The following is a 24,284-nucleotide window of genomic DNA, read 5'->3' as shown; positions in this document are numbered from 1 at the left end:
TTCGACTAAGGGGGTTGACTGATGGCAAAGTGCGAGTGGTGCAGCAGTGAAAATACCAAAGCTGTAACAGATAAGGTCTATTGGGAACTTCCGGACGGTACAAAAGCAATTCAAATAAATGAAACTCCTGCCATCCATTGTCTTGATTGCGACATGACCTACCAGACTGAGTTGATCACAAAGGAAATCGAAGACCAATTATTTTTAATCGATACAAAGAAACTTGGCAAAGAAGTCACCTTTGAGGAACTGATGGCACAGCCAAGATTGTTGAAGCGAAATTACTTTGACTTTTCATCTTAAAAGTTAGTGTGATATAAATAACCCTAATTAGAATGCTGTTCACAAAAGTTTCACACTTCCTTTTTATCCAGTTACTCCCTTCTCTTTATAATAGAGTGGGGAGTATTTATTTTGGAAATGGGGAGAGCAAATGTCTATCGCTTTATCTATCATGCTGGTAGCGGCAATGGTTGTCTTATTCTTTTGCGGATATTATGTAAGGCTGATCATTGAGAAATTTGGGATGAACTGGCTCCATGCCGTGCCAATCACTGTCGCGATCTTGATGTTCAACATTATATGGGCATTGCTGGAGATGGCGAAATCAGCCAGATGGCAATAATTGAGGGAGCACCTTACCAAAACGGAAGGTGCTCTGTTTTATTTGCATTAGAGTGGACGGACGCTGAACAAATCCGTTATAGTATGGACAAACTAATTTTAATAATAGGCAGGCGTTCATATATGTATAAAAGCTTTTACCACTTTCTCATGAAATACCGGACTACCAGACCGAAGGATGCAATCAGCAGGTTTGCCAATTCAGCATATGATGACCTCTCGTTTCCTAAAAATTCGGAGGATTACGATGAAATAAGCTCTTACCTGGAATTGAACGGACATTATCCAGAAAGTATGGCTGTTTTTGACGAAGCCTGGGAGGAATATTTAATAGCAGAAAGCTAATGCTCTTGCGGAGAAACCGCAGGAGTATTTTTTTACAGTACATTACGTTTTCTTATGTCCTTTCGGAAGGAGATAAAAGCTTCTTCCATCCACCATCTAGGCGTAGCGATTTTCAGAAAAGTGCATATACTGTTGTAATCACAATTCACGACTCATCGTTGAGAGGATGGAGGAAATGGAAAAACGGAAGAAACCTAAGTTTAACATCGGTGATACAGTCGTGATCACTATTTATGGGACTGTGGGGAAAGTGACAGATGTAAAATGCTTGACGGCCTTCATGTATATGAGATAAATAAGAGCGAGGGCTTGTATTTGGAAACAAGTTTGCAGATGCTCTCTGAATACGATGGGAAGCTGCTTGAAAAGGAGCAAATCGACATCGAATACAAATATTTTTTCGGAGACTTAGTGCAGGTAAAGGGATATGGTTCAGACCTATTTAAGGTTGTCGGTTTTCGTACAGAAATCTGGAGATATAAAGAAGAGCCTGGGAGGATGTCATTTATGAACTGTCCAGGATTAAAGATGGAGAATGGCTTGAAGCGGGGAAGAAGAACTGACACTTGTTGCGGACTCGGACAGTGCAGATACGTTTATCCAGAAGCTGGGCCTTTTGTTTTCAGCCAATAAAGAAGTAAAGCCATCCGTCAACCTCGAGAAAAAGTCTCATCAGCCAAGAGCAGGTGAAAAAGAAGAGTTGCGGAAAATTCATCAAAAGAGGATGACGATTGATAATCTCCTCGATTTGTATAATGATTACCGAATTTTATATAAATGGTTCAAAGATGACGAGTACGCGCATGTCATGAGAGTCATTCTTCGCAAACTTTCAATGCTTGTTAACAATGATGGAAAGAGCCACGTTTAGAAAAATCCTGCAAATTCAAGCAGCACATAAACAAGAAAAGGAATTCCCGTCAATTGGAAAACTTTAAATAGGAAATTCACTATGGTGTCAAACAATTCAATAACCATACTATCTTCTTTGTTCACATCCTCAACAAACATTTCGGCAAGAATACCCAGTCTCTCCATACCAGATCACTCCTAATTTGATTTGTTCCATTCTATGCTTGTCCAAAAACAATAGAACAATTTTCAGAAAATGGGTTTAGCTTGGCATTAAACATCAATGCTTCACATACATTTGGAATAAAGGGGGGCGAATCTGTGAAAGAGATTGAGGTTGTTATTGATACAGAAGAGATTGCTGAATTTTTCTTTCATGAACTTGTAAAAAGGGGATACGTTCCCACAGAGGAAGAACTTGAAGAGATGGCAGATATCACATTTGAATATCTGATCGAAAAATGTATTATCGATGAGGAAGAAGATATAGACTAGGTAAGTTACACTTTGTAATGGGCAGGTTCTGATGAATCTGCCTTTTTATATTTTCGCATGAGATTATAAAGCATTACGAAAAAAACATTAGGTTGAGTGAAACTCTCTAAACTTATAATCGTATACATTTATAAGAAAGAAATAATGTGAAATCAGGGAGGAAAAGGGTATGTCATTTTTTAATAAGGTTTTTGCCAGTGTCGGCATTGGTGCAGCAAAGGTTGATACGAAGCTGAAAAAAGACCGGGTGATGCCGGGAGAAGAAGTACGTGGGATTGTAGAAATTCGCGGGGGAAGCACAGAACAGAACATCGATGACATCTATTTGAGTTTACATACAACTTATATACGAGAAGCAGATGATAAAAAGTATACTGCCACAGCCCAAATTGATCGTTTCAAACTTACGCAGTCATTCATAATCAAAGAGAATGAAACAAAGGAAATACCTTTTACTTTCAGGCTTCCGCTGGAAATGCCTTTATCGATGGGCAGGACGAAGGTTTGGGTGTCAACAGGGCTTGATATCAAAAACGCAGTTGATCCAAGCGATAAGGACTATTTGACAGTTGTGCCCAATCAGTTGATGCATGGAGTGTTTAACGCGATTAGTGAACTTGGCTTCCGCCTGAGGGAAGCTGAGTGCGAGCAAGCGCCAAGACATCTCCGAAGAAATATGCCGTTCGTCCAGGAGTTTGAATTCGTGCCGGCATCAGGTCCATTTAGAGGGCGGTTGGATGAATTAGAGGCAATTTTCTATCCAAACAGTGAGAATGAAATCGAGGTTTTGATGCAAGTTGACCGCAGGGCGAGGGGACTGGGAGGTTTCTTGTCAGAAGCGATGGGTACGGATGAAACATATGTAAGAATGAACATCCATGCTTCTGACTTGTCTTCTCTAAAGCAAAAAATTCAAAACACTATTGGAAGCTACTGCTAAATTTTAAAGACGATGAAGCAAAACAAACTGCTTCATCGTCTTTTTGTTACCCTCTTTTTTTTCTTCCGGTAGCAGAAAATTCTTTGCCGTGAGCTTCCTGCTCGGCAACGATTGCTTCAGGTGGAATATGATTGTTTTTCTTTGGTGAATTGATTCGGTTACGATGTTTCTTACCCATTGCTTCACCACCTTCTCTGTCGTTTTTTATATAACTGGTGAAGAGGATTTTTTCCTACTGCTTTGGTAAAGCTATTTTTAGCTTGCCCTTTAATAAAATTGTCATGAAACTGAAGATTTTCCTGCTTAACTATATTGTGGTATAGTTTTGAGGTAGCAACCTATAGGATGGAGGATTTTTAATGAGTGTACATATTGGTGCTAAAGAAAATGAAATCGCAGAAACGGTATTGCTTCCTGGAGATCCATTAAGGGCGAAATACATTGCTGAGACATTCCTTGAAGATGCAAAGTTATATAATGAAGTCAGAAATATGTTTGGCTACACAGGAACTTATAAAGGGAAAAGAGTATCTGTACAAGGTACAGGCATGGGAGTTCCGTCCATTTCAATTTATATCAATGAATTGATGAATAGCTATAATGTCCAAAACTTGATTCGTGTTGGTACTTGCGGAGCAATCCAAAAGGACGTTAAAGTTCGTGACGTGATCCTTGCGATGAGCTCTTCAACTGACTCTCAAATGAACCGCCTTACTTTCGGCAGAGTGGACTTGCTCCAACAGCAAACTTCGATTTATTGTACAAAGCCTATAACACAGGCCTTGAAAAAGGGTTAAACCTTAAAGTCGGAAATGTATTCACTGCAGACCAGTTCTACAATGATAACGCCGAGTTGGAAAAGTGGGCACAGTACAAGATCCTTGCTGTTGAAATGGAAACAACAGCACTATATACCCTGGCTGCTAAATATGATCGTAAGGCCCTTTCAATCCTTACAGTCAGCGACCATATCCTGACTGGAGAAGAAACTACTGCAGAAGAGCGCCAAACTACATTCAACGAAATGATTGAAGTAGCGCTCGAAGCGGCTATAAAAGAATAACTACTGAAGAAGACCCTTTCGCTTATGAAAGGGTCTTCTTATGGGCAATTTTCTTAAGAACAGACTTATTAGACATTTCGGCTGCTAGTTGAGTGCAAAATGTCTAAAAAACCTTGTTTAATGGACATTTCAAATGCTAGTTGATAACAAAATATCTAAAATTTTTTTAAAATGAACAAAGGGGATTCCTGCACTTCTCCAAAGCAGAAGTTTGCACAATCACTGAAGCCGGCATAATGAATATAGGAGATAATGGGAAAAAAGGCCATACGAAAGTTTGTTGAAAAATGTTAGAATGGTGTTATTGCTTTAAAATGTTGAAGATTGGTGGACATAATGAAAAAGACTTTACTATTAATTGTATTGCCGATTCTTTTGACAGGTTGTGCCCCTATCGAGCCTTACCTGGAAAAGATACCATATTTAGGAGAGAAGCTGGTTGGACAAGATGGACAAGCTGATCAACCGTCCGATGTGGTCGAAGACACAGAGACTGATCCGAATAATAATGAACAAACTGAGGAAGACATCACTTCTGAAGATGAACTGACACTCGAAGCTGCGTATTTCAATGTAGTCCAAAATACGGACGGAAAGAATGTCATCCAGAATCCGCAAAACACGATGTCACTAGTGAACAAAATATTCGGGTTGCCGGAAAACTATATACCGGCAGACTTAGTTCGTCCCAGTGTGCCATTCTCTTTTGGAGATGCAAAACTTGAAAAGAGCCTGATAAGGGTAGAAGCTGCAGATGCTCTTGAAAAAATGTTTGCTGGTGCAAGGAACGACGGAATTGAACTCGCTGCTGTTTCAGGATACCGCTCATACGGACGACAGGAAGCCCTTTTCAATGCTGAAGTGAACAAAGTTGGTGAAGAAAAAGCACTTCAGGCCGTTGCCAGACCTGGAAGCAGTGAACATCAAACAGGTTTGACAATGGACATCTCAAGTAAAACCAACAATTTTAATCTCAATGAACAGTTCGGCTCAACGAAAGAAGGGGTTTGGCTTGCGCACAATGCCCATAAATATGGGTTTATCCTAAGATACCCAAAGGGTAAAGAAGGCATAACTGGCTATATGTATGAGCCATGGCATTTCAGGTATGTGGGTGTTAAAGCTGCTACCGAAATATATGAAAATGAATGGACTCTTGAAGAGTACTTTGAAAATGTGAAGAAAATATAGGAAAAGCCTGGCTGTCAGACGCCAGGCTTTTATTAAAATTATGTTGATATTCCATCTTTCATACTCCAGAGATGGCAGCAAGCAGTAAATGTGACATTTTTAACTGTTGTATGCACAATTAATGGTAAAATAAAAAACAAACACAAACTTTTCGGTTGCTAAATATACTATACAGGGGTATAGTAATTGGTGTGAAGGATATGAAATTTTTCGATTGAAACGGGGTGTAATTGATGAAAGAGCAAATGACTGTCGACATAACAGGCATGACTTGTGCCTCCTGCTCCACAAGGATTGAGAAGGTCCTTAATAAAATGGAAGGCGTCGAGGCAACCGTGAACCTTGCGATGGAAAATGCCTCAGTCACATATGAATCAGAAAAAATTAAACCTGATGATATATTCAATAAAATCAACGACCTGGGGTACGGTGTCAGAAACGAAAAAATGGATTTCGATGTCTTCGGCATGACCTGTGCAGCATGTTCAACAAGGATTGAGAAGGTACTGAACAAAATGGAAGGAATGGAATCAGCAACCGTTAACCTTGCAACCGAATCGGCTTCAGTTGAATTTAATAGTGCTGTCCTGTCAGCTGATAAAATCATCTCAAAAATCCAGGACCTGGGCTATGATGCTAAGGAAAAAGTCCAGCGGGAAGCAAAGGCTCAGCAAAAAGAAGAAGAAATCAATGCAAAGAAACGGAAGTTATTTATATCCATTCTTTTATCACTTCCGCTTCTATATACAATGATAGGCCACGCTCCTTGGGACACTGGACTGCCGATGCCACATCTGTTGATGAATCCGTGGTTCCAGCTTTTATTGGCAACACCGGTACAATTTTGGGTTGGCGGGCAATTTTATGTTGGTGCCTATAAGTCGCTCAAGAACAAGAGTGCGAATATGGATGTCCTGGTGGCTCTTGGTACATCTGCCGCGTATTTCTATAGTCTGGCAGAAGCTATTAAAACAATTGGAAATCCGGATTATATGCCGCATTTATATTTTGAAACAAGTGCTGTCCTGATTACTTTGATCCTTGTTGGAAAATTGTTTGAAGCACTTGCAAAAGGACGCACAACTGAAGCAATCTCCAAGCTTTTAAGCCTTCAGGCAAAAGAAGCGACCGTCATTCGTGATGGCGAAGAGATTGAAATTCCCATTGAAGAAGTAAGAGTAAATGATACCATCATTGTTAAACCAGGAGAGAAAATCCCGGTAGATGGAAAGGTCGTATCCGGCCAATCCGCTGTTGATGAAGCAATGATTACCGGTGAATCAATTCCGGTTGAAAAAGCAGTTGGCGATTCTTTGATCGGTGCTACAATTAATAAGAATGGCACATTGACGATGACTGCGACAAAGGTTGGCAAAGATACGGCTCTTGCAGGAATTATTAAAGTGGTCGAGGACGCTCAGGGAAGCAAGGCGCCAATCCAGCGTGTGGCGGATCAGATTTCAGGGATTTTCGTTCCCATTGTTGTAGCCATCGCCATCGTTACCTTCCTTGTCTGGTACTTTTTCATCACCATTGGTGACTTTGCCTCGGCTCTTGAAACAGCCATTGCCGTGCTTGTTATTGCCTGTCCTTGCGCACTTGGTCTCGCAACCCCAACCTCCATCATGGTCGGAACAGGAAAAGGCGCAGAAAACGGAATTCTTTTTAAAGGCGGAGAGCACTTAGAAGCTACTCACAAAATCGATGCTATTGTTCTTGATAAAACGGGAACAATTACTAAAGGGAAACCAAGTGTAACTGACCTTGAGATTTTTGGTGACGAAGAAAAGGTCCTGAAATATTTAGTATCTGCTGAAAAAGCATCCGAGCATCCTCTGGCTGAAGCCATTGTGGAATACGGCAACGCAAGAAAGATAGAAGTTTTAACAATGGATGAATTCTCAGCGATACCAGGACATGGAATCGCAGCAACCATCAACGGTGAAAAAGTCTTTGTAGGAACAAGAAAACTGATGGGCAAAGAAGGTATTGAATTCACTAGATTTGAAGACCGCCTCGTGAGACTGGAGACTGAAGGCAAGACTGCGATGATGATCGCAATCAACAATAAAGTGAGCGGGATTGTTGCAGTTGCCGATACAGTCAAGGAAACAGCGAAAACGGCGATTGAAGAGCTCAAATCCATGGGTATTGAAGTGTATATGCTTACTGGTGACAATACGCGAACTGCTAAAGCAATTGCAGCCCAGGTTGGTGTAGACAATGTAATAGCAGAAGTCCTTCCTGAAGAAAAGGCGAACCATGTAAAAGAACTTCAGTTAAAAGGCAAGAAAGTCGCGATGGTCGGGGACGGCATCAATGACGCACCTGCACTTGCGCTTGCTGATATTGGGATTGCCATCGGAACTGGGACGGATGTTGCCATTGAGGCTGCAGACGTCACCATTCTAGGCGGTGAATTGACCCTGATTCCTAAAGCAATCTCATTAAGCAAAAAAACAATGCAAAATATCCGCCAAAATTTATTCTGGGCTCTCGCATACAACTCAGCGGGCATCCCGATTGCTGCGATGGGTCTCCTGGCTCCATGGGTAGCAGGCGCAGCAATGGCATTCAGTTCAGTTTCTGTAGTGACTAACTCCCTTCGTTTGAAGCGGATTAAGTTATAAATTTAAATAAGAGAGGAAGATTTCAAATGGAAAAAACAACTTTAAATGTATCAGGTATGACTTGCGGACACTGCGAAAAGGCAGTTCAGAACGCTTTGATGGGAGTAGACGGAGTGGCTAGCGTCGTCGTTTCCCTTTCAGAAGGAAAAGCTGAGGTAGAATATGATGCATCAAAAGCTGAAGTAAGCAAAATGAAGGAAGCGGTAGAAGATCAAGGGTACGATGTAGAATAGTAATGAAGCAGCGGTTTTTATGACCGCTGCTTTTTTCATTGGCAAGCACAAGAAAGGGCCTCCGGATTCTAGATTCTTGGCCGTTACCTATTTTTCTGTTAATTTTACCGTAAAAATGTTATCCTAATCATTAAGGATTTTAAGCTTGATTGGAAAGTGGTGAAAAGAGTTGGATCAGCAAAATATGAATGAAGAAAACACAGAAGAACTAAAGGGTCAAGAAAAGCCAGCAGAAGCTGAGACTAAAAATAGTTTTCTTCGGATAAAGAAGTTCCACTTTGCAATGCTGCTGTTTTTTCTAGTCTTTTTAACAGCGGGAATCACTACCTTTGCGCTTGCTTTCGGCGAAGACAAGCCAGCAGTGCAGGTAATTAGAGAAAGAGAAGAATTTGCAAAGCTATACGACGCATATGATACTTTGAAGAATGACTATTTTCAGGAAGTTGATCAGGAAAAGCTGATAAATGGTGCGATAGATGGAATGCTTGAATCCTTGGACGATCCATATTCGGATTATATGAGCCAGGAAGACGCAAAGAATTTCCATCAGAGTCTGTCGTCTTCATTTGAGGGAATTGGAGCGGAAATTCAGGAAAGAGATGGTTTCATTTTTATTGTCACTCCATTGAAGGGTTCTCCTGCGGAAAAAGCAGGCCTTCAACCAGAGGATAAAATCATGTCCGTAGATGGAAAAAGCCTTCAAGGCATGAGTACGACTGAAGCAGTGGCTCTTATTAGAGGAGAAAAAGGTACAGACGTAAAGCTGTCAATCCTTCGCCAGGGTGGAGAAAAACCAGTCGATGTCACAATAACTCGAGACACGATACCGATTGAAACGGTATATGGTGAAATGATGGACGGCGGGATTGCCAAAGTCCAGATAACCAATTTTTCGCAAAATACTGCAAATGAGCTAGTAAATATTTTAAATGACCTCCAGAAACAAGGAATGAAAGGCCTCGTCCTGGATCTTCGCCAAAATCCAGGTGGACTCCTGGATCAGGCAATTAAAATATCCAGTCTCTTTGTGCCTGAGGGAGAAATACTCTTTCAGGTAGAAGACCGTAAAGGCAATGTAGAGAAATATGCATCAGAGAACGAAAACAATAATAACCTTCCTTTAGTTGTCATCATTGATAAGGGGAGTGCAAGTGCATCCGAAATCCTTGCAGGAGCAGTCAGTGAATCAGCTGGAGTTCCTCTTGTCGGCGAAAAGTCATTCGGAAAAGGCACAGTCCAGAGAGCGGAGGATTTTTCAGACGGTTCGAATATGAAGTTCACGACAGAAAAATGGTTGACTCCTAAAGGTAATTGGATTCATAAGAAAGGCATTAAGCCGGACCATGAAGTCCCAATGCCTGAATATGCCTCATTACCTTTCATCGATCCGGAAACTGAACTGAAGGTATCAACAGCTTCTGAACAAGTCAAGGCTGCACAAAAGATGCTGAAAGCTCTAGGGTTTGAAACAGGCCGTGAGGATGGTTTCTATGATGAAAAGACAAAGGAAGCTGTCATGGCATTCCAAAAATCAAAAGAGCTTGAAGAAACAGGCATCCTTAAAGGGAGCTCGACTATTGAATTAATGAATGCTCTGCGCGAACAGATTAAAAATGACGATCCACAAATTCAGAAAGCAATAGAAGTGTTAAAGCAGGAAATGAATAAATAAAAAGAATCTCCAGCTTTTGCTGGAGATTTTCCATATTACATAGAAAAAAATAAGGTGATGAGAACATGAAAAAAACAGAGGTTTATATTTTGTCCGGTTTCCTGGGCACAGGCAAAACAACATTACTTAAGCAAATTTTACAGCATGAAAAAAATAGCGGACGGAATATTGCAGTTATGATGAACGAGCTGGGCAGGGTATCGATTGATTCAGATGCCGTTGACAAAGATGTTCCTTTAAAGGAGCTGTTGGGAGGGTGTATTTGCTGTACGATTCAGGATAAGCTCGAATCCCAGCTTCAAGGATTGTTATTTGATCACGAACTGGATGCCATTTATATTGAAACGACGGGTGCAGCTCATCCTGTAGAAGTTTTGGATGCTGTCCTTTCTCCATTGTTTGCAGACAAGCTTGAGATAAAAGGAATCATTACGACAGTAGATGGCCAGCAGTGGCTCAATAGACAGTCATTAAACCCCCAGGTCCATCAGCTTTTGCTTGAGCAAGTGAAGCATGCTGACCTTATCATCGTCAATAAATCAGATCTGCTCAATGAATCAGAGCAGGCAAAAATCAGTATTGACATTCAAGGCTTAAATTCTCAAGCAAAATGTATTTTGAGCACCTATTCGAAAGTGCCCATTAAACTGCTGGAGGGATTGGCACATACCCAAAAAGTTAAAAGTGCGGGAGCGCATGTTCAGGCAGATCTGAGACTAAGCACGTTTGTGCATCAATTCCAGGGGGCTGTCAGCCAGAAAGATTTTGAAGGTTTTTTAAGGTCGCTGCCGGATTCCATATACCGGATAAAAGGATATGTATTATTTGACCATTCTCAATATCCGGACCTCTTCCAGTATTCGTATGGAATGCCATTATATATGAAGGAATATATGAAAATGCCGCTCAATCTCGTTTTCATCGGCCAGGTAACTGACTGGATCCAGCTTGAACAGCAGCTGAAGAAGCTGGAAAAGTAAGTCTGTTTTCAATTGCTGGACATAGGGTAACAAAATGAATATCTTCGATGGAAAGGATGAAGAAAATGCCTTGGATAAAGAATGATTATCCTGCTTCAATGAAAAACCTTGATCCTGACGTCCGTGAGAAAGCTATTGAAATAGCAAACGCGCTTGTTCAGGAAGAACATTATGAAGATGGAAAAGCAATCCCTATCGCGATCGATAAAGCAAGGGAATATGTAGAAAACCATAGAAATGATTAACTTTTACCCAGCTTTGCTGGGTTTTTATTTGCTTAAAACTGAGCACTTCTGAATAGCAAAAAGCAAAAAAGCAAAAACTTTCATGAAGCATTATTCTATTCTTCAAGATTGAATCCGTGACCTAAGCCGAAAAAAAGAGATGATTTGAATGCACACAATGAAAATTATGATAATAACCATTGTTCTTCTTGCCTTCACTGGAAATAACATAGAAGCCAAGAAGAATCCGAAAACCCAAATCAAAATGACACAGTGGGAAGAGGTTAATGAAATTCTGCCCAGGTACACCAAATTCACAGTGGTCGATTTGGAAACAGGGTTGGAATTTCAGGTACAAAGGAGGGCGGGAAGCAACCATGCGGATGTCCAGCCGTTAACTCCAAAAGATACCGCAATCATGAAGAAGATTTATAATGGGAAGTGGAGCTGGAAGCGCAGAGCGATTATCGTCATCTCTGAAGATGAGAAAATCGCGGCCTCAATGCATGGAATGCCACACGGAGGCGGAGCCTTGAAAAATAACTTTCCTGGACATTTCTGCATCCATTTTTATGGGAGCACGACCCACAGGACGAACTTCATGGATCTATCCCATAAACTTATGATTCTAAAGTCAGCAGGGAAGCTCGAAAAATACCTGGAACAAACGGACCCGTACGATTTGGTCAATGCATATATTGCAGGGTTAAAACAACAGGATCGAAACATCGTTTACATGATCTCACTTCAAGACCTTGAGTGGGAAAAGCTGCTGCCTAAAATTGATAATATCAGGATTTCCCGGATGGAAGTTCTGCCTGCCGAGGATGTGGGAGATCAGTTAAGCCTTACCGTTCCAGTTGAGCTTAATTTGCAGCTCAAAGGGATCGGCGGCAAGACTTTTAACGGTGAAGTCATCCTGGTGAGATTCATGCCTAATGAACAATGGAGAGTGGATTCAATAAATTTCTTTGAAGAAATTGGATTAAGTTAAGCAAATAAAAAGCTTGAGAAAATCTCAAGCTTTTTGTATGTTGTGAAATGATCCTTAACTTTCACCAAATTTGGCAAAGGTTTTTTCATCCTCTACCAATCCGCAGGCTGCGCATTGGATTTTCAGCTCTGGGCCTTTGTATGGAAGATGAAAAGGTTCAAGCTGGTCGTTTGAATACTGCTCCACTATTTCGCCAGATTGGGGATTTAATTTTACAGGCTGCGGTACTTGGGAGATCATATTGAATCTTGTCCTGTTAGTCTTACAGTTAGGGCATCGATATGGTTTGCTCATAGCTATTCTCCTTTAAAGTAATTTAACTTATTTTTTGCATTGTCTGCTTAAAATATGTAAATATACTAGTGAGGGTTTGACCTAGTTATTATCTGCAGGAGGCATAAGGATGCTTGCAATGGATTATGAAAAGATTCTAGATGAGTACAGGACTTTATGGAACAATCGAAAACTTCAATCTGACCAGTCATCAGAGAACATTCTAAGGGAAGCAATACAAAGAGATTTGAAGGATGAAAATTCCCATCCTAGAGCAAGAAGGACATTAATGGAAAAATACTACCTTGCCACAAAAAGAATTTTAGAAGCCTCCCTATCAAATGAAAGTAAAATCTTGTTGTTACAGTTGCATATGGAACTGGTTGAAGCAATCCAGGATGAAGCAGGGAAGTAATTATCGACCACGCTGAATTGGCATTTTTATATTGGTGTGTGAGATGACAAAAGGATATAAAATTATTAAAGAAGGAAGGAATCCTTGCTTCTTTTTTGTGTGTTACTGAAAAGGTTAAAGAATATTATTTTTATCTATTGATTTTATACCCCTTATGGTATATTATTTATATTGTAAGTTCAGTAATGAACAAGACATAACAAGAGGTGAAGAGTAGTTGCTCACAAGTTTAATCATCAGTCTCCTTTTGGTCACTTTAATTTTCAACCGCTATGTTCCAGTAAGAAATCTGCCTGCAGTAAAAGATTTTGAGAAGGATGCAGTATTTGTCGATCTTAGAGATTACCAAGATTCTGCGAAAAATCCAGTAAATGGCGCAATCAACATTCCTTGCGGGTATTTAAAACGATATATTAAAGAAATTCCGAATAGGCATATTGTCATTATTGCCTCAAATGAATTGGAAAAGAACTTTGGTGCAAGATTGCTTAAAAAATATGGTTACAATGTTACAGGATATACCATTACTGGTCCATCACAATAGGAGGTGGCAAGGTGGAGTACAATAAGGAAATTGTCAATCGTCTGAAAAGAATCGAAGGACAGGTTAGGGGCAGCATCCGGCTGCTTGAAGAACAGGAAGAATGCAAGTCCGTCGTGACCCAATTATCTGCTATCCGTTCTGCAGTTGACCGTACTATTGCTTTGGTTGTCAGCAAGAATCTCGAACAATGCCTAATTAACGATTTGCAAGAAGGAAGAGAAACTTCACAGGCAGTAAATGATGCTGTAGAATTACTTGTCAAGAGCAGAAAATAATATGATTTCTATTCTTGACAAGGTATTTTTTGTCGCTTAAAATACCCATATGAGTATAAAGGGATAATCAAGATTCCCTCCCGTCAAAGATCATGAGTAACTAAAATGATAAAGAGGTGCATACGGATGGATGTAGTAATTAATGTATTAATTGTCGTTCTCGCTGTAGCTTTCTTATGGAGCCGTTTCGCTCCAACTAAGGGAGTAAATCAAATCACGACAGCACAACTAGGTGAAATGATGAAAACAAAGAAAGCTGGGGTGCAATACGTGGATGTTAGGACCCCAGGAGAATATAAAGGGAATCACATCAAAGGATTCAAGAATATCCCTCTTCAACAGCTTGCCAACCGCACAGGAGAACTTTCGCAGGATAAAGATGTAGTTGTCATTTGCCAGAGCGGCATGCGCAGCAGCCAGGCAAGCAAGTTATTGAAAAAAGCAGGATTTAATAATGTTACTAATGTAAAGGGCGGCATGAGCGCCTGGTAATTAGAATGGGGAGGAAATTGAAATGCGCCAGATGACACCAACAGAAGTACAAAAAGGATTGGGCTCGAATGAATTCGAAGTTGTAGATGTTCGTGAAGTAAGTGAAGTAGCACAAGGTAAAATTCCGGGAGCAATGCATATTCCACTAGGACTGCTTGAATTCAGGATGAATGAATTGGACAAAAACAAAACTTATGTAGTGGTCTGCCGTTCAGGTGGCCGCAGTTCTAGAGCCACTCAATTCCTTGAGTACTACGGCTATAATGTAATCAACATGCAAGGCGGCATGATGGCATGGCAAGGTCCAACTGAATAATCTCAAAAGAGATGGCGCTCGCCGTCTCTTTTTTTGCACAAAATGTTCGGTGGCCTCATTATATACTGAAGGTTTTATCCAGAAAATGTCGAAATATGCTTGCTTGTTTAGAGATTAATTCGTACACTATTAATGAAAAGAATATTTCGACAATTAGTAACAAGGAGGAATTCTGATGTCTGGTTTAAGCCGCGTGGAGTTGGAACTTGTTAGAGAAAATGTTCATGTCGAAGTTATCCATGAATTGTTGGTTAAGGGATGCTGGATTGAGAATCATGACAATCGTTGCATAGTATCCCAGGGGCAAATTGAGTTCAGTGGGGGTTTCCATGAATCTTATTTTAAAATCAGCATGAAACCTAACGAACTCCTTATTGAATCAGATAGTCCATGGGAACTAGAAGTGCTTGCTGAAGAACTGAAAGAAATAGCCGTTAAAAAGGCAATAATATTAAAATAACATTTACATACTAAATTACTTGTCGCCAGAATGGCGGCAAGTTTTTTCTTTTTAACCGAGATAGCTGATAAAAGATACCCCCTCTAGCTCGATTTCATAGAATTATCACAAATTAGAGATATAATATTATGAGATACTTGTGAAAGAAAAGGAGTAAATTATGAAGTTGATTTATCTAATTGCCGCAACGACTTTCACTGTTTTATTATCTGCCTGCTCTTTTGAATCTTTTGAGCCTATACGAAAAGATTCTTCTATTATATCTACGATAAATATCAAGGAAATGACAATTTCATTCTATGATATGGAAAAGGGTGAGAAATTACCTGACTGGGATGTAGACCGCCCTTACATCGGAGGACTGATCCTTCCTGATAAGGATACGATATTGCTTTATGGAAAGGCTTTGAGTACTGCTGACTTATACTCATTAAGCAAAGGGAAGAAGATTGAGTCCTGGAAAACTGGAGAGGGAATCGTAAACGCATTATTAGTCATGGATGGAACCCAAATTGCTTTCGCAGACCAGGAAAGGGACAGTGTCCGTTTTTTCGATATCGGTGGGACAGAAGTGGATGAAGTTAGGGTAGAAAATGAGCCGTTGACACTTCTGGAGGCTGAGAAAAAACTCTATGCGATCAGTTATAATCAAGAAATGCTGAGCATAGTCGACCTGGAAAATAAAGAGCGGCTTCCAGGGTTTGAGATCCATCCTGCAGCAGCCGGAGCACTAATGTGCAGGGAGAAAGATGAGCTATGGATTGGCGGGCACGGAAAGGGAACTGAAGTTGAAGAGCTGATTCACATTTACGACATTAATGATGGACGTTTAATAAAAGAGATTTCTGCGCCTGTTATGCCAGTGGATTTCACAAAGGATGAAGATGATATATTCGTCCTGAGCCATGGATCGAATATGCTATATAAATTGGCAGAGGATGGAACAAAGAAGGGTTCTTTAAAGGTAGGTGCGAATCCATTCGAAATTGATTTCTTTGCCAATAAGCTTATTGTTGCTGGGTACGACAGCAACGAAGTGTATATAATTGACCCGGAAAGTTTAAGCATCGAAAAAACGCTTGAAGTTGGTAACGGGCCATTCCAAATAGTGACGAGGGAGAGATAACAGGATGAATCCCATAAATGTTTTGATCATAGATGACGAAGAGGATATGCGTAATCTTGTTCAAATGTATCTGGAGAATTCCGGATTTAAATGTGTCCATGCTGCTGACGGTGTTGAAGGTTTGAGAAAACTTCATGAACAAGATTTTGATCTTGTAATCCTTGATATTATGATGCCTTTTGAAGATGGCTTTGCTGTTTGCGGAAAGATACGTACCTTTTCACAAGTGCCGATCATCTTTTTATCTGCTAAAGGTGAAGAATGGGATAAGGTGAGAGGCCTCCAGCTTGGAGGGGACGATTATATAGTCAAGCCTTTCAGTCCTGGAGAACTTGTAGCCAGAATCAATGCTTTGTTAAGAAGGACCTCTTTTGTCAAGAATGATGAAGATACAGTGACTTTAGGAAAAATCAATATTGATAAAAAGGGCAGAAGGGTCAGTGTTGATGGAGAAGTTATCCCGCTTACCCTCAAGGAGTTTGAGTTGCTCGTTTTTCTTGTTCAGCACCATGGTCAGGCCCTTAGCAGGGAGCAGCTTCTTGAATTTGTGTGGGGCATGGACTACCATGGCAGCCTGAGGACAGTCGACACCCACATCAAGACGCTGAGGATGAAGCTGGGGACAGGAGACTATATTCAAACAATCTGGGGTGTAGGGTATAAATTTGAGGTGCCAGCAACATGATTTCTTTTTCTGACAGCCTGTTTAAAAAACTTTGGCTGACGGTTACTGCCACAATTCTGGTGACTGTATTCTATTCCTTCTTTTTATCCTATCTTTTTTATGAAAAGTTATATGTCGATATAGTTGAAGAATCTCTGCTAGAAGAAGGGAACCGCCTTGCGAGCGACTATACAGGCGGCCCATTGACCGATGAAATGAAACAGCAGGTAGAATGGTATAATGAAAAATCGGAATCCGAGGTTTTTCTTGTCAATAACCCAAAAGAATTAAGCGCCTGCCTCCCATATTCAATTGACTATGAGACATTGATAGGGAAGGAAGAGCGTGAATTGCTTTTGAAAGGTGAACCGGTCATGAAATCAGGATTTGAGGAAAGGTTTGGCAGGAAGATTCTTGCTGTGGCGATTCCACTCCTTGATAACAACCGGCTTGAAGGAATTATTTATTTATATGTTCCCCTCGCTAAGATCTCTGAGTTAACCGTTGATTTTTCTTTTTTATGGCTGATTGGCGGTGTATTATTCATAATTATTGCTGCTTCCTGGGTTTTAAAATGCTTCACAGGCTAACGAGGCCTCTTGCTGCCATGAAGGAGGCAGCCGAAAGAGTATCTGGAGGAGATTATTCAGCACGGGTCAATATTAAATCAGACGACGAAATTGGCCAGCTTGCAAAAGCCTTCAACCATATGTCCGAGTCTGTTCAGAAAGAGGATGAGAAAAAGAGGGAATTCCTCGCGGATGTTTCTCATGAACTCAGGACACCAATCAGTTATATAAAAGGTTATAGCGAAGCCCTGGAAACTGGTATGATAAAAGAAACGGAAGAAAAGAATAAATATTTAAAGCTTATTAACAGGGAATCTGGCAGGATGGTTAAGCTTGTTGAGGATTTACTCGATTTATCGAGACTGGACGCCGATGAATACCGGTTAATAAAAAATCCTTTCCCGTTGGCACAGCTCATGGAGGATTTTATAATCAAGTATGGTCCAGCCTTGAAAGAAAAAAATATCAGGCTAACACTCGATCTTGATCCAGATATCATCATTTACGGAGATGAAGGGAGACTCGAACAGATCTTCCAGAACATTATCGACAATTCGATACGCTATACAGAAAGCGGCGGCAGCATTTCAATCATGCTTTCTAAGCACGCTTACGGCTGCAAAGTTGAAATTGCAGACACTGGAACCGGCATACCAGAGGAGGATATCAACAAGCTGACTCAACGTTTTTATAGAGTGAATAAGGCGAGATCAAGGCAGATGGTGGTACTGGACTCGGTCTGGCGATTGTTGATAAATTAATTAAGCTACATGATGGTAAAATGGAAATAGCAAGTGAGCTAGGAAAAGGAACGACCATTAGTCTTTATTTTCCGGCCGTGGAATTATAGAGATTGTTAAAAAAGTTAATCATCTTTACGAAATATGGATCCACGATAACATAAAATTATTTAAGGGGTAAATTGAATGAGACGATTGTTGGTTACATTAATGCCAGTCTTGCTAGGTTTGTTAGCGACAGCTTGTGCACAGCAGGAAGTAGAAGAAGAACCGCAATTCTTGGAAGTTGAGCTTACAGCAAATCCTGAAAAAGCTCAATTAAATGAAGAAATTACTTTCGAGGCCAAGGTTACTTATGGAACAGAAGAAGTTAAGGATGCCGACGAAGTGAAATTCGAAATCTGGCGTTCTCAAGCAGAAGAACATGAAAAGATAGTGGTCGAACATGATGAAAACGGGATTTATTCCTTGGATAAATCGTTTGGGGAGGAAGGAACCTACTATATCATTGCTCACGTTACAGCACGCAGCATGCACAATATGCCTAAGATTGAATTTGTGATCGGCAACCCAAGCGAGCCAGAGGAAAATGGAAAATCCACTGAAATGAATGATATGGAAGAGCATGATACACAGAAAGATGAAAAGAGTGGACATTAAGGGAAAAGCGGCGATTGCCGCTTTTTTCATGCCATTATAGTTCCAGCTAATTGACGTAAGAACTGAGGATTGAACTTTTTCGTGTAACATACAATAATGATTGTCATATGAACGAAAAATTGTCATGTAGAAGGTAAATCTTAAAGGCTGTCAATATCTTTATTATTCCTCTTTTTGGGTAAACTGGTGTGGAAAATACGAAAAGGAAAAAACTAGAATCAATCCCTAGTATGAAAAAAATCTTTGAAAGCCTTTTAATCTCTGCAACTCAGGCTTAATATGAAGAATTTAACAAAATTATTATTACTAGAATAATAGTGTTTCCTTTTTAATCCAGGTTTATTACAAAAAACCCATGATATGATTAGTTTGCAAGAGAGAGACAAACTAAATTTTCGGGAGGAATTCGAGAATGAACAAGAAAATGATTCTTACAGCTTTCGCTGCAGCTGCCTTATTCGCTGCCAATCCAGCCATGGATAAAGCAGATGCATCTACTATACAGTCAAAGGTTTACTACTATCAAAGTGGAAATGTTAGCAATGAACAAATCAATTCTATCTTACAAAAGTATTTTAAGAACTACCAATTTTCATGGAAACAAGCACAGCCAACTAACACTAATGTACAGGAGCCTGTAAAAGCTCCAGTACCAGCTCCGGCACCAGTTCAGGAGCCAGCTAAAGCACCTGCTCAAGAACCAGCTGCAGCACCGGTATCTTCAGCTGTTAGTGCTTATGAGCAAAAAGTAGTAGAGTTGACAAATCAGGAGAGAGCCAAGAATGGTTTGAAGCCACTTGCACTTGATACTGAGCTAAGCAAAGTAGCGAGGGAAAAATCCCGCGATATGCAAAGTAAAGGCTATTTCAGCCACACTAGCCCAACTTACGGTTCACCTTTTGATATGATGAAGAAGTTTGGAATCTCATACCGTTCAGCAGGTGAAAACATTGCTATGGGCCAGCGTACACCGGAGGAAGTAGTGAAAGCATGGATGAATAGTTCTGGCCATCGTGCAAACATCTTAAACTCAAGCTATACACACATTGGTGTAGGCCATGTGGCAACAGGAAACTATTGGACACAAATGTTCATTGGAAAATAATAAAATGTAATAGAGCAGCCATCAGGCTGTTCTTTTTTTATGCTCTTTTCGTAGATTCCGTGGCAATCATTTGGAAATGTCGATTTCTGCGTATTGCATATCCACGATCTTATGAAGCCTTAATTCCAAAACTCCATCCTTGTAGTTGGCTGCCGCTCCCTTCCGCTTAACGGTTGCTGGCAATACTAATGTGTGTTTATCTGACATATCAGGAATATGTTCGATGATTACCTGGTTAGAAGTATAAAAAAGCTTCATTTGTTTAAGCCAGGTTTCTTCATTTAGCGGTACCCTGACAAAAACAAAATCATGAGTTTCAAACATTTCCGCGCCTAATCCGGTAGTCGGTTTGGCTGGATCAGGTGTGTGTTGCTGCTGCATCCCTTTAATCCATTCTTCAGGTTTTAACATCCCTTGCATATTTGGCTGGAGCATTTTGCCCATCATTTGCTGGACATATTTTTCGATTTCATCCGGTTTCATCTCCAAAAACTTCCTCTGTGAATTTCGGTCGAACGGCAATAGATTCCATGGAAACAATTATATCCCGCCTTTCAAGCAGATCATCTTCGATATGGACATTATATGCAGGGATCGGCCCAGCGGTTAAAGTCAAATTGTTATCAATATATGAAGGCTAAAAGTTGCAAAACAGCTTTCTTCTTTTTAGTATAGTGATAAGTAATCTAATGAGGATGAGGGGTACAGGTTGTGGAAAATAAAACGGCTTTGATTACCGGAGGTGCCACCGGTTTAGGAAGACGAACAGCACTGCAGCTTGCTGCCGAAGGTATAAACTTAATTATCAATTATCGGAACAGCAAAATAGAGGCCGAACAGCTGGCGGGGGAATTATCAGAAATGTTCAACACAAAGAATATCTGTGTTCAGGGAGATATAACAAATTATGAAGATTGTGAAAAAATTGTTTCGCAGGCTTTGAAGGAATTCACTGCGATTGATATAGTTGTTCATAATGCAGGACCATATATTTCTGAAAGAAAGAAAATGGCTGATTATCAGATACATGAATGGACTTACCTAATTAATGGCAATTTAAACGCCGTTTTCTATTTATCAAATTTGCTGATACCTTCTATGAGGAAAAGAAAGTGGGGGAGGATCATTACGGTTGGTTTCGACAGAGTGGAGTCAACTCCTGGGTGGATTTACAGGTCTGCGTTTGCGGCGGCCAAGTCAGGACTGGCTTCATTGACAAAGACCCTTGCTTTGGAAGAGGCGGAAAACGGGATTACAGCCAATATGGTCTGCCCTGGTGACATCACAGGCGAGTGGAAAGAAAGATCGATCAGCGAATCCATGAGTGCCAGCGACTCTTCCGTACCAGTAGGCAGGCCTGGTACAGGGGAAGATATCTCAAGGGTTATCAGCTTTCTTGCGAATGATGATTCCAGCTTTATAACGGGAAGTATCATCCCTGTTACCGGCGGCAAAGATGTGCTGGGGAAAGCTCTGCGTGGAAACCTTTAGGACGAACCATCAAAAACGCCAATCATGGCGTTTTTATTATGATAAGAAAACGGGTTATGGAGGATCGTTTATGAAAAAACTAATTGCATAACGAGAAGCAGTTTGGGAAAACTAAAGACAATTAGCAGTCAATTCAAGTTGAATTATCTAATAATTGATAGTATTTAGTTTAATTCTGCGGGGTGATGAAAATGGGAATAGGATTTAACATGAATAGGATCAATCCAAATCAGACGCAGGTTTTCTTTGAGGATGGCCGGTATGAAACATTGACAGATGCCGAACTTGAAGCATTCCTGTCAGAGGCTTCCTTATCGGAACGGGAAGAAACGAATGGGCAGGATTTGTTAAATTAGAAAACGCCCTGTCTTTTCTTTTTCAGGGCGTTTTGTATATTGTATATTGGTGAATTATGCCTCCAACAACTGTGCAGCTTCTTCTTCTTGGACACCAGACCTTTTTAGATGCAGTGTATATTGATCCTTAGGAATTTCATACAGGTCGTAAATCTCTCCATTAGCATTTAACTGCTCATATATGTGCTTGCGGGTTTCGTTTGCTTTCACAACATAAGGCAGCTTTTCTGCAGCTTTGATTGAGCGGATATTAACTTTCCTGATACGCATGAAAATGGTCTCAATCCCAATATCATAAAATAATTCCTGAAAGAAAGCATCCTTGGCCAAGTTGTTGTATCCTCTGCCATGGAAAGGTTTCCCCAGCCAGGTGCCTAAAAAACCGGCTCCTTCCTGAATATCAAATAGATTGATCGTGCCAATTGGAGCTCCCCACTCGTCAAGAATGGTACGGGAAATTAATTCTCCTTGTTCTTCTGCTTCAATCGTTTGCTTTGTAATAAATACAAATTCTTCATATGAATGTGCCTTTTGGCGCACAAAAGGGAAGACCTCCGGATGCGCCATCAGCTCAAATAATTCGTGGCAATCATGTAGATCGCGTTTCTTGAGCATATTGTATCCCTCCACGCAGGGCATTCCTATCCCGTGCGAATGTAACTACACGGCCACCCTCGAAATTTTTTGTAAGTTGCTAAAAATTCGGGGTGGGAATCGAACCCACTAGAACCAGGATACTGGTGGCGCACCATTTGCCTTCCCTAATCACTTTGCTTTATGAAATTTTATTTCCAAAGAGTATAATACATGATATTTTTAAAAAAGAAAATAGGTTTTTCACCCTTTTTTTCTGTGTTTTTTGCCAAGAATCTACAGCGATTTTCGACTAAATCTGATAAACAACTTTGCCATTGATCATCGTCCACATTGGCTTTGCGCTGAAGTGAAAAGGATGTTGATTCCAAAGGACCAAATCAGCATCTTTCCCAGGCTCGATACTGCCGACACGGTCATCAACCCGCAGGTTCCTTGCTGGCAAAATCGTGATTCCCTCGAGTGCTTTTTGTTCAGATAATCCTTCCCTCACTGCGATGGCCGCACAAAGGTTTAAGTACTGGATTGGGGTGTATGGGTGATCAGTAGTGACAGATACCTCAACACCATGGTCAGTCAGTTCCTGATAAGTTTTCCAGCTCTTATTCTTAAGTTCCACTTTCGAACGGCGGGTGAGTGTTGGACCTACTGAAACTTTTAAGTTCAGGCCGGCCAGCTCTTCTGCAATTAAATGGCCTTCAGTACAATGCTCGATCCGTAAATCCAGATTGAATTCCTCAGCAAATCGGATCGCAGACATGATATCATCCGCTCTATGGGCATGAATCCTTACAGGGATTTCCCTGTTCAACGCACTGATGATCGGCCTAACTCTCAAGGATTCAGGGTTTTCAGCATTCATTGCCTCGTAAAAAGCTTCCCTTAGCATCCCCATTATCCCCATACGGGTGATGGAATCTTTATTCCCCATACTGTGAATTCGTTTCGGGTTTTCACCCAGTGCAATTTTAAGTCCTGCTGTTTCTTGGATAATCATGTTCTTAACGTTTTTTCCAGCCGTTTTAATGACAGAAGTCGTTCCGCCGATTACATTCGCACTTCCAGGCATAACATGTGCCGTGGTAATTCCATATTTAAGTGCATCGCCGAATGCAGGGTCGAGCGGGTAGACTCCATCAATCGCCCGAACGTGGGGACTCATAGGCTCAATTGTTTCGTTGGCATCATTTCCCGCCCATCCTGTACCTTCATCATAAAGGCCGAGGTGAGTATGGACATCGATGAAGCCTGGAAGCAAAAATTTGTTGTTACAATCAATAACCTCGTACCCAGGTTCAATCGTAATTTCAGATTCTATTTTTATAATTTTTCTTTCTTTTATGAGAACATCACAATTTGACTTTGGCTCAGAGGTGATTGGCATTACATTTGCATTCTTAAGTAGTATCCTATTCATTTTCCATCCTATCCTGTCTTTATTTTCTTGCACATTAGCTACACTTTGTTCCTTCTAAAAGGAAAACCCTTAATTTTCATTATAATGAAAAAGTTCATCTTTAATGAAACTTTTTTACTGTTTTTCCGTAAAGTTAATTATAAGAGTATTGGAGGGGAAACAATGCCGAAAAATGATGAAAGACTTATTGCAGCAGGCATTTATGTTATTAGCTTTTTTACTGCTTTTCTTGGACCGCTGATTATCTGGCTGGTTAAAAAGGATGATTCCAGCTATATTGATTACCATGGAAAGGAATATATGAACTTTTTTATTTCTTATACTGTATATGGAATTGTCAGCGGTATTCTTGTCATCTTGTTGATTGGGATCTTTATGCTGTGGGTGATCGGTATTTTAGCCATGGTATTTACCATTGTAGGTGCGATAAAAGCATATGAAGGTCAGGAATATCGAATTCCATTCATTTTCAGGCTCCTGTAACAAATAAGATTTTTAATACAATGAAAGGGCAGTATTTGAAATACCTGAACCTTCTGCTCAA

36 protein-coding genes and 2 pseudogenes are annotated in these 24,284 nt (G+C 40.5%); 32 read left to right on the top strand and 6 right to left on the bottom strand.

Features of this window, described 5'->3' with window-relative positions; translation table 11 throughout:
• Positions 1–21 precede the first annotated feature (21 nt).
• The 6 genes and pseudogenes from JCM21738_RS03985 to JCM21738_RS27840 all read left to right on the top strand — a co-directional run bounded on the left by JCM21738_RS03985 (position 22) and on the right by JCM21738_RS27840 (position 1,840).
• A complete protein-coding gene (locus tag JCM21738_RS03985; protein ID WP_023627684.1) occupies positions 22–303 on the top strand; it encodes a YokU family protein in 282 nt (93 codons plus the stop codon).
• A gap of 130 nt (positions 304–433) precedes the next feature.
• Entirely contained in the window at positions 434–625 is a 192-nt protein-coding gene (locus tag JCM21738_RS03980; RefSeq protein WP_023627685.1) for a hypothetical protein, read from the top strand.
• Between the two features lie 122 nt (positions 626–747).
• Positions 748–969, top strand: a complete 222-nt coding sequence (locus JCM21738_RS03975) for a YozE family protein (RefSeq protein WP_031308505.1) — start codon at positions 748–750, stop codon at positions 967–969.
• A gap of 166 nt (positions 970–1,135) precedes the next feature.
• Positions 1,136–1,251, top strand: a pseudogene (locus JCM21738_RS27850) (YodN-related protein); the annotation flags it as partial.
• Between the two features lie 33 nt (positions 1,252–1,284).
• A complete protein-coding gene (locus JCM21738_RS27845) occupies positions 1,285–1,602 on the top strand; it encodes a YodN-related protein (protein WP_500778541.1) in 318 nt (105 codons plus the stop codon).
• On the top strand, positions 1,586–1,840 hold the full coding sequence (locus tag JCM21738_RS27840) for a YodN-related protein (RefSeq protein ID WP_023627688.1): 255 nt from the start codon (positions 1,586–1,588) through the stop codon (positions 1,838–1,840). The genes JCM21738_RS27845 and JCM21738_RS27840 overlap by 17 nt, the downstream gene beginning before the upstream one ends.
• Here the strand turns inward: JCM21738_RS27840 and JCM21738_RS24700 are convergent.
• Positions 1,837–2,007 carry a hypothetical protein gene (locus tag JCM21738_RS24700; RefSeq protein WP_023627689.1) on the bottom strand — a complete coding sequence of 57 codons (171 nt, stop codon included), beginning with the start codon at positions 2,005–2,007 and terminating at the stop codon, positions 1,837–1,839. The genes JCM21738_RS27840 and JCM21738_RS24700 overlap by 4 nt on opposite strands.
• Positions 2,008–2,142: 135 nt before the next feature.
• On the opposite strand from JCM21738_RS24700, the gene JCM21738_RS23000 reads away from it, so the two are divergent.
• Positions 2,143–2,316 carry a YozD family protein gene (locus JCM21738_RS23000; protein ID WP_023627690.1) on the top strand — a complete coding sequence of 58 codons (174 nt, stop codon included), beginning with the start codon at positions 2,143–2,145 and terminating at the stop codon, positions 2,314–2,316.
• Between the two features lie 169 nt (positions 2,317–2,485).
• The gene (locus JCM21738_RS03965) at positions 2,486–3,256 is read left to right on the top strand and encodes a sporulation protein (RefSeq protein ID WP_023627691.1); all 771 of its coding nucleotides are present in this window, start codon (positions 2,486–2,488) and stop codon (positions 3,254–3,256) included.
• A gap of 46 nt (positions 3,257–3,302) precedes the next feature.
• On the opposite strand, the gene yoyE is transcribed toward JCM21738_RS03965, so the two are convergent.
• Positions 3,303–3,434, bottom strand: coding sequence for a protein YoyE (gene yoyE / locus JCM21738_RS26585; protein WP_023627692.1), 132 nt, complete (start codon positions 3,432–3,434; stop codon positions 3,303–3,305).
• Between the two features lie 181 nt (positions 3,435–3,615).
• Here yoyE and deoD point away from each other — a divergent pair.
• The 8 genes and pseudogenes from deoD (at position 3,616) to JCM21738_RS03925 (ending at position 12,243) form a co-directional block, all read left to right on the top strand.
• Positions 3,616–4,319 (top strand): annotated as a pseudogene (gene deoD, locus JCM21738_RS03960) (purine-nucleoside phosphorylase).
• A gap of 336 nt (positions 4,320–4,655) precedes the next feature.
• Positions 4,656–5,510 carry a M15 family metallopeptidase gene (locus JCM21738_RS03955; protein WP_023627694.1) on the top strand — a complete coding sequence of 285 codons (855 nt, stop codon included), beginning with the start codon at positions 4,656–4,658 and terminating at the stop codon, positions 5,508–5,510.
• A 233-nt stretch (positions 5,511–5,743) separates the two neighbouring features.
• Positions 5,744–8,140, top strand: a complete 2,397-nt coding sequence (locus JCM21738_RS03950) for a heavy metal translocating P-type ATPase (protein ID WP_023627695.1) — start codon at positions 5,744–5,746, stop codon at positions 8,138–8,140.
• 26 nt (positions 8,141–8,166) lie between these two features.
• On the top strand, positions 8,167–8,373 hold the full coding sequence (gene copZ, locus JCM21738_RS03945; protein WP_023627696.1) for a copper chaperone CopZ: 207 nt from the start codon (positions 8,167–8,169) through the stop codon (positions 8,371–8,373).
• Positions 8,374–8,557: 184 nt separating this feature from the next.
• Entirely contained in the window at positions 8,558–10,045 is a 1,488-nt protein-coding gene (locus tag JCM21738_RS03940; RefSeq protein WP_031308507.1) for a lmo1851 family serine protease, read from the top strand.
• Between the two features lie 65 nt (positions 10,046–10,110).
• Positions 10,111–11,025, top strand: a complete 915-nt coding sequence (locus JCM21738_RS03935; RefSeq protein WP_023627698.1) for a CobW family GTP-binding protein — start codon at positions 10,111–10,113, stop codon at positions 11,023–11,025.
• A gap of 65 nt (positions 11,026–11,090) precedes the next feature.
• Positions 11,091–11,270 carry a DUF2188 domain-containing protein gene (locus tag JCM21738_RS03930; RefSeq protein ID WP_023627699.1) on the top strand — a complete coding sequence of 60 codons (180 nt, stop codon included), beginning with the start codon at positions 11,091–11,093 and terminating at the stop codon, positions 11,268–11,270.
• A gap of 157 nt (positions 11,271–11,427) precedes the next feature.
• Entirely contained in the window at positions 11,428–12,243 is an 816-nt protein-coding gene (locus JCM21738_RS03925; protein WP_369385623.1) for a hypothetical protein, read from the top strand.
• Positions 12,244–12,297: 54 nt separating this feature from the next.
• On the opposite strand, the gene JCM21738_RS03920 is transcribed toward JCM21738_RS03925, so the two are convergent.
• Positions 12,298–12,537 carry a hypothetical protein gene (locus JCM21738_RS03920; RefSeq protein ID WP_023627701.1) on the bottom strand — a complete coding sequence of 80 codons (240 nt, stop codon included), beginning with the start codon at positions 12,535–12,537 and terminating at the stop codon, positions 12,298–12,300.
• Positions 12,538–12,646: 109 nt separating this feature from the next.
• Here JCM21738_RS03920 and yoyC point away from each other — a divergent pair, with 109 nt between their 5' ends.
• The 13 genes from yoyC to JCM21738_RS03865 all read left to right on the top strand — a co-directional run bounded on the left by yoyC (position 12,647) and on the right by JCM21738_RS03865 (position 19,882).
• Positions 12,647–12,931: a protein YoyC gene (gene yoyC / locus JCM21738_RS03915; RefSeq protein WP_023627702.1), complete on the top strand. Its 285-nt coding sequence runs from the start codon at positions 12,647–12,649 to the stop codon at positions 12,929–12,931.
• 217 nt (positions 12,932–13,148) lie between these two features.
• Positions 13,149–13,475, top strand: coding sequence for a rhodanese-like domain-containing protein (locus JCM21738_RS03910; protein WP_023627703.1), 327 nt, complete (start codon positions 13,149–13,151; stop codon positions 13,473–13,475).
• A gap of 11 nt (positions 13,476–13,486) precedes the next feature.
• Complete coding sequence (locus tag JCM21738_RS03905) at positions 13,487–13,750, top strand: metal-sensitive transcriptional regulator (protein WP_023627704.1); 264 nt, start codon at positions 13,487–13,489, stop codon at positions 13,748–13,750.
• Positions 13,751–13,876: 126 nt separating this feature from the next.
• Positions 13,877–14,242 carry a rhodanese-like domain-containing protein gene (locus tag JCM21738_RS03900; RefSeq protein ID WP_023627705.1) on the top strand — a complete coding sequence of 122 codons (366 nt, stop codon included), beginning with the start codon at positions 13,877–13,879 and terminating at the stop codon, positions 14,240–14,242.
• A 22-nt stretch (positions 14,243–14,264) separates the two neighbouring features.
• Positions 14,265–14,558: a rhodanese-like domain-containing protein gene (locus tag JCM21738_RS03895; protein WP_023627706.1), complete on the top strand. Its 294-nt coding sequence runs from the start codon at positions 14,265–14,267 to the stop codon at positions 14,556–14,558.
• A gap of 175 nt (positions 14,559–14,733) precedes the next feature.
• Entirely contained in the window at positions 14,734–15,018 is a 285-nt protein-coding gene (locus tag JCM21738_RS03890; RefSeq protein ID WP_023627707.1) for a hypothetical protein, read from the top strand.
• 160 nt (positions 15,019–15,178) lie between these two features.
• On the top strand, positions 15,179–16,144 hold the full coding sequence (locus tag JCM21738_RS03885) for a YncE family protein (RefSeq protein ID WP_023627708.1): 966 nt from the start codon (positions 15,179–15,181) through the stop codon (positions 16,142–16,144).
• A gap of 4 nt (positions 16,145–16,148) precedes the next feature.
• Entirely contained in the window at positions 16,149–16,829 is a 681-nt protein-coding gene (locus JCM21738_RS03880) for a response regulator transcription factor (RefSeq protein WP_023627709.1), read from the top strand.
• The gene (locus JCM21738_RS27060; protein ID WP_369385622.1) at positions 16,826–17,398 is read left to right on the top strand and encodes a hypothetical protein; all 573 of its coding nucleotides are present in this window, start codon (positions 16,826–16,828) and stop codon (positions 17,396–17,398) included. The genes JCM21738_RS03880 and JCM21738_RS27060 overlap by 4 nt, the downstream gene beginning before the upstream one ends.
• Before the next feature lie 17 nt (positions 17,399–17,415).
• Positions 17,416–18,138: a HAMP domain-containing sensor histidine kinase gene (locus tag JCM21738_RS27055; protein ID WP_369385621.1), complete on the top strand. Its 723-nt coding sequence runs from the start codon at positions 17,416–17,418 to the stop codon at positions 18,136–18,138.
• Positions 18,087–18,227, top strand: coding sequence for an ATP-binding protein (locus JCM21738_RS27050; protein WP_369385626.1), 141 nt, complete (start codon positions 18,087–18,089; stop codon positions 18,225–18,227). The genes JCM21738_RS27055 and JCM21738_RS27050 overlap by 52 nt, the downstream gene beginning before the upstream one ends.
• Before the next feature lie 76 nt (positions 18,228–18,303).
• Positions 18,304–18,777: a FixH family protein gene (locus tag JCM21738_RS03870; RefSeq protein ID WP_023627711.1), complete on the top strand. Its 474-nt coding sequence runs from the start codon at positions 18,304–18,306 to the stop codon at positions 18,775–18,777.
• A gap of 412 nt (positions 18,778–19,189) precedes the next feature.
• Positions 19,190–19,882 carry a CAP domain-containing protein gene (locus tag JCM21738_RS03865; RefSeq protein WP_023627712.1) on the top strand — a complete coding sequence of 231 codons (693 nt, stop codon included), beginning with the start codon at positions 19,190–19,192 and terminating at the stop codon, positions 19,880–19,882.
• A gap of 66 nt (positions 19,883–19,948) precedes the next feature.
• On the opposite strand, the gene JCM21738_RS03860 is transcribed toward JCM21738_RS03865, so the two are convergent.
• On the bottom strand, positions 19,949–20,422 hold the full coding sequence (locus JCM21738_RS03860; protein ID WP_031308510.1) for an Hsp20/alpha crystallin family protein: 474 nt from the start codon (positions 20,420–20,422) through the stop codon (positions 19,949–19,951).
• A gap of 171 nt (positions 20,423–20,593) precedes the next feature.
• Between JCM21738_RS03860 and JCM21738_RS03855 the strand changes: the two genes are divergently transcribed.
• Positions 20,594–21,373 (top strand): SDR family oxidoreductase, encoded by a 780-nt coding sequence (locus JCM21738_RS03855; RefSeq protein WP_023627715.1) that lies wholly within the window; start codon positions 20,594–20,596, stop codon positions 21,371–21,373.
• Positions 21,374–21,564: 191 nt separating this feature from the next.
• Positions 21,565–21,729, top strand: coding sequence for a hypothetical protein (locus tag JCM21738_RS24150; RefSeq protein WP_023627716.1), 165 nt, complete (start codon positions 21,565–21,567; stop codon positions 21,727–21,729).
• Between the two features lie 54 nt (positions 21,730–21,783).
• Here JCM21738_RS24150 and JCM21738_RS03850 read toward each other — a convergent pair whose 3' ends face one another.
• Entirely contained in the window at positions 21,784–22,344 is a 561-nt protein-coding gene (locus tag JCM21738_RS03850; protein ID WP_023627717.1) for a GNAT family N-acetyltransferase, read from the bottom strand.
• A gap of 271 nt (positions 22,345–22,615) precedes the next feature.
• Complete coding sequence (locus JCM21738_RS03845; protein WP_023627718.1) at positions 22,616–23,740, bottom strand: amidohydrolase; 1,125 nt, start codon at positions 23,738–23,740, stop codon at positions 22,616–22,618.
• Between the two features lie 162 nt (positions 23,741–23,902).
• Here JCM21738_RS03845 and JCM21738_RS03840 point away from each other — a divergent pair, with 162 nt between their 5' ends.
• Positions 23,903–24,223: a DUF4870 domain-containing protein gene (locus JCM21738_RS03840; RefSeq protein WP_023627719.1), complete on the top strand. Its 321-nt coding sequence runs from the start codon at positions 23,903–23,905 to the stop codon at positions 24,221–24,223.
• Positions 24,224–24,284: the final 61 nt, after the last annotated feature.

The sequence above is a fragment of the Mesobacillus boroniphilus JCM 21738 genome (genome assembly GCF_000517385.1).
Lineage (GTDB): Bacteria > Bacillota > Bacilli > Bacillales > Cytobacillaceae > Mesobacillus > Mesobacillus boroniphilus.
The sequence above is the reverse complement of the archived record's forward strand: the minus strand, read 5'-3'. Positions and strand labels throughout refer to the sequence as shown.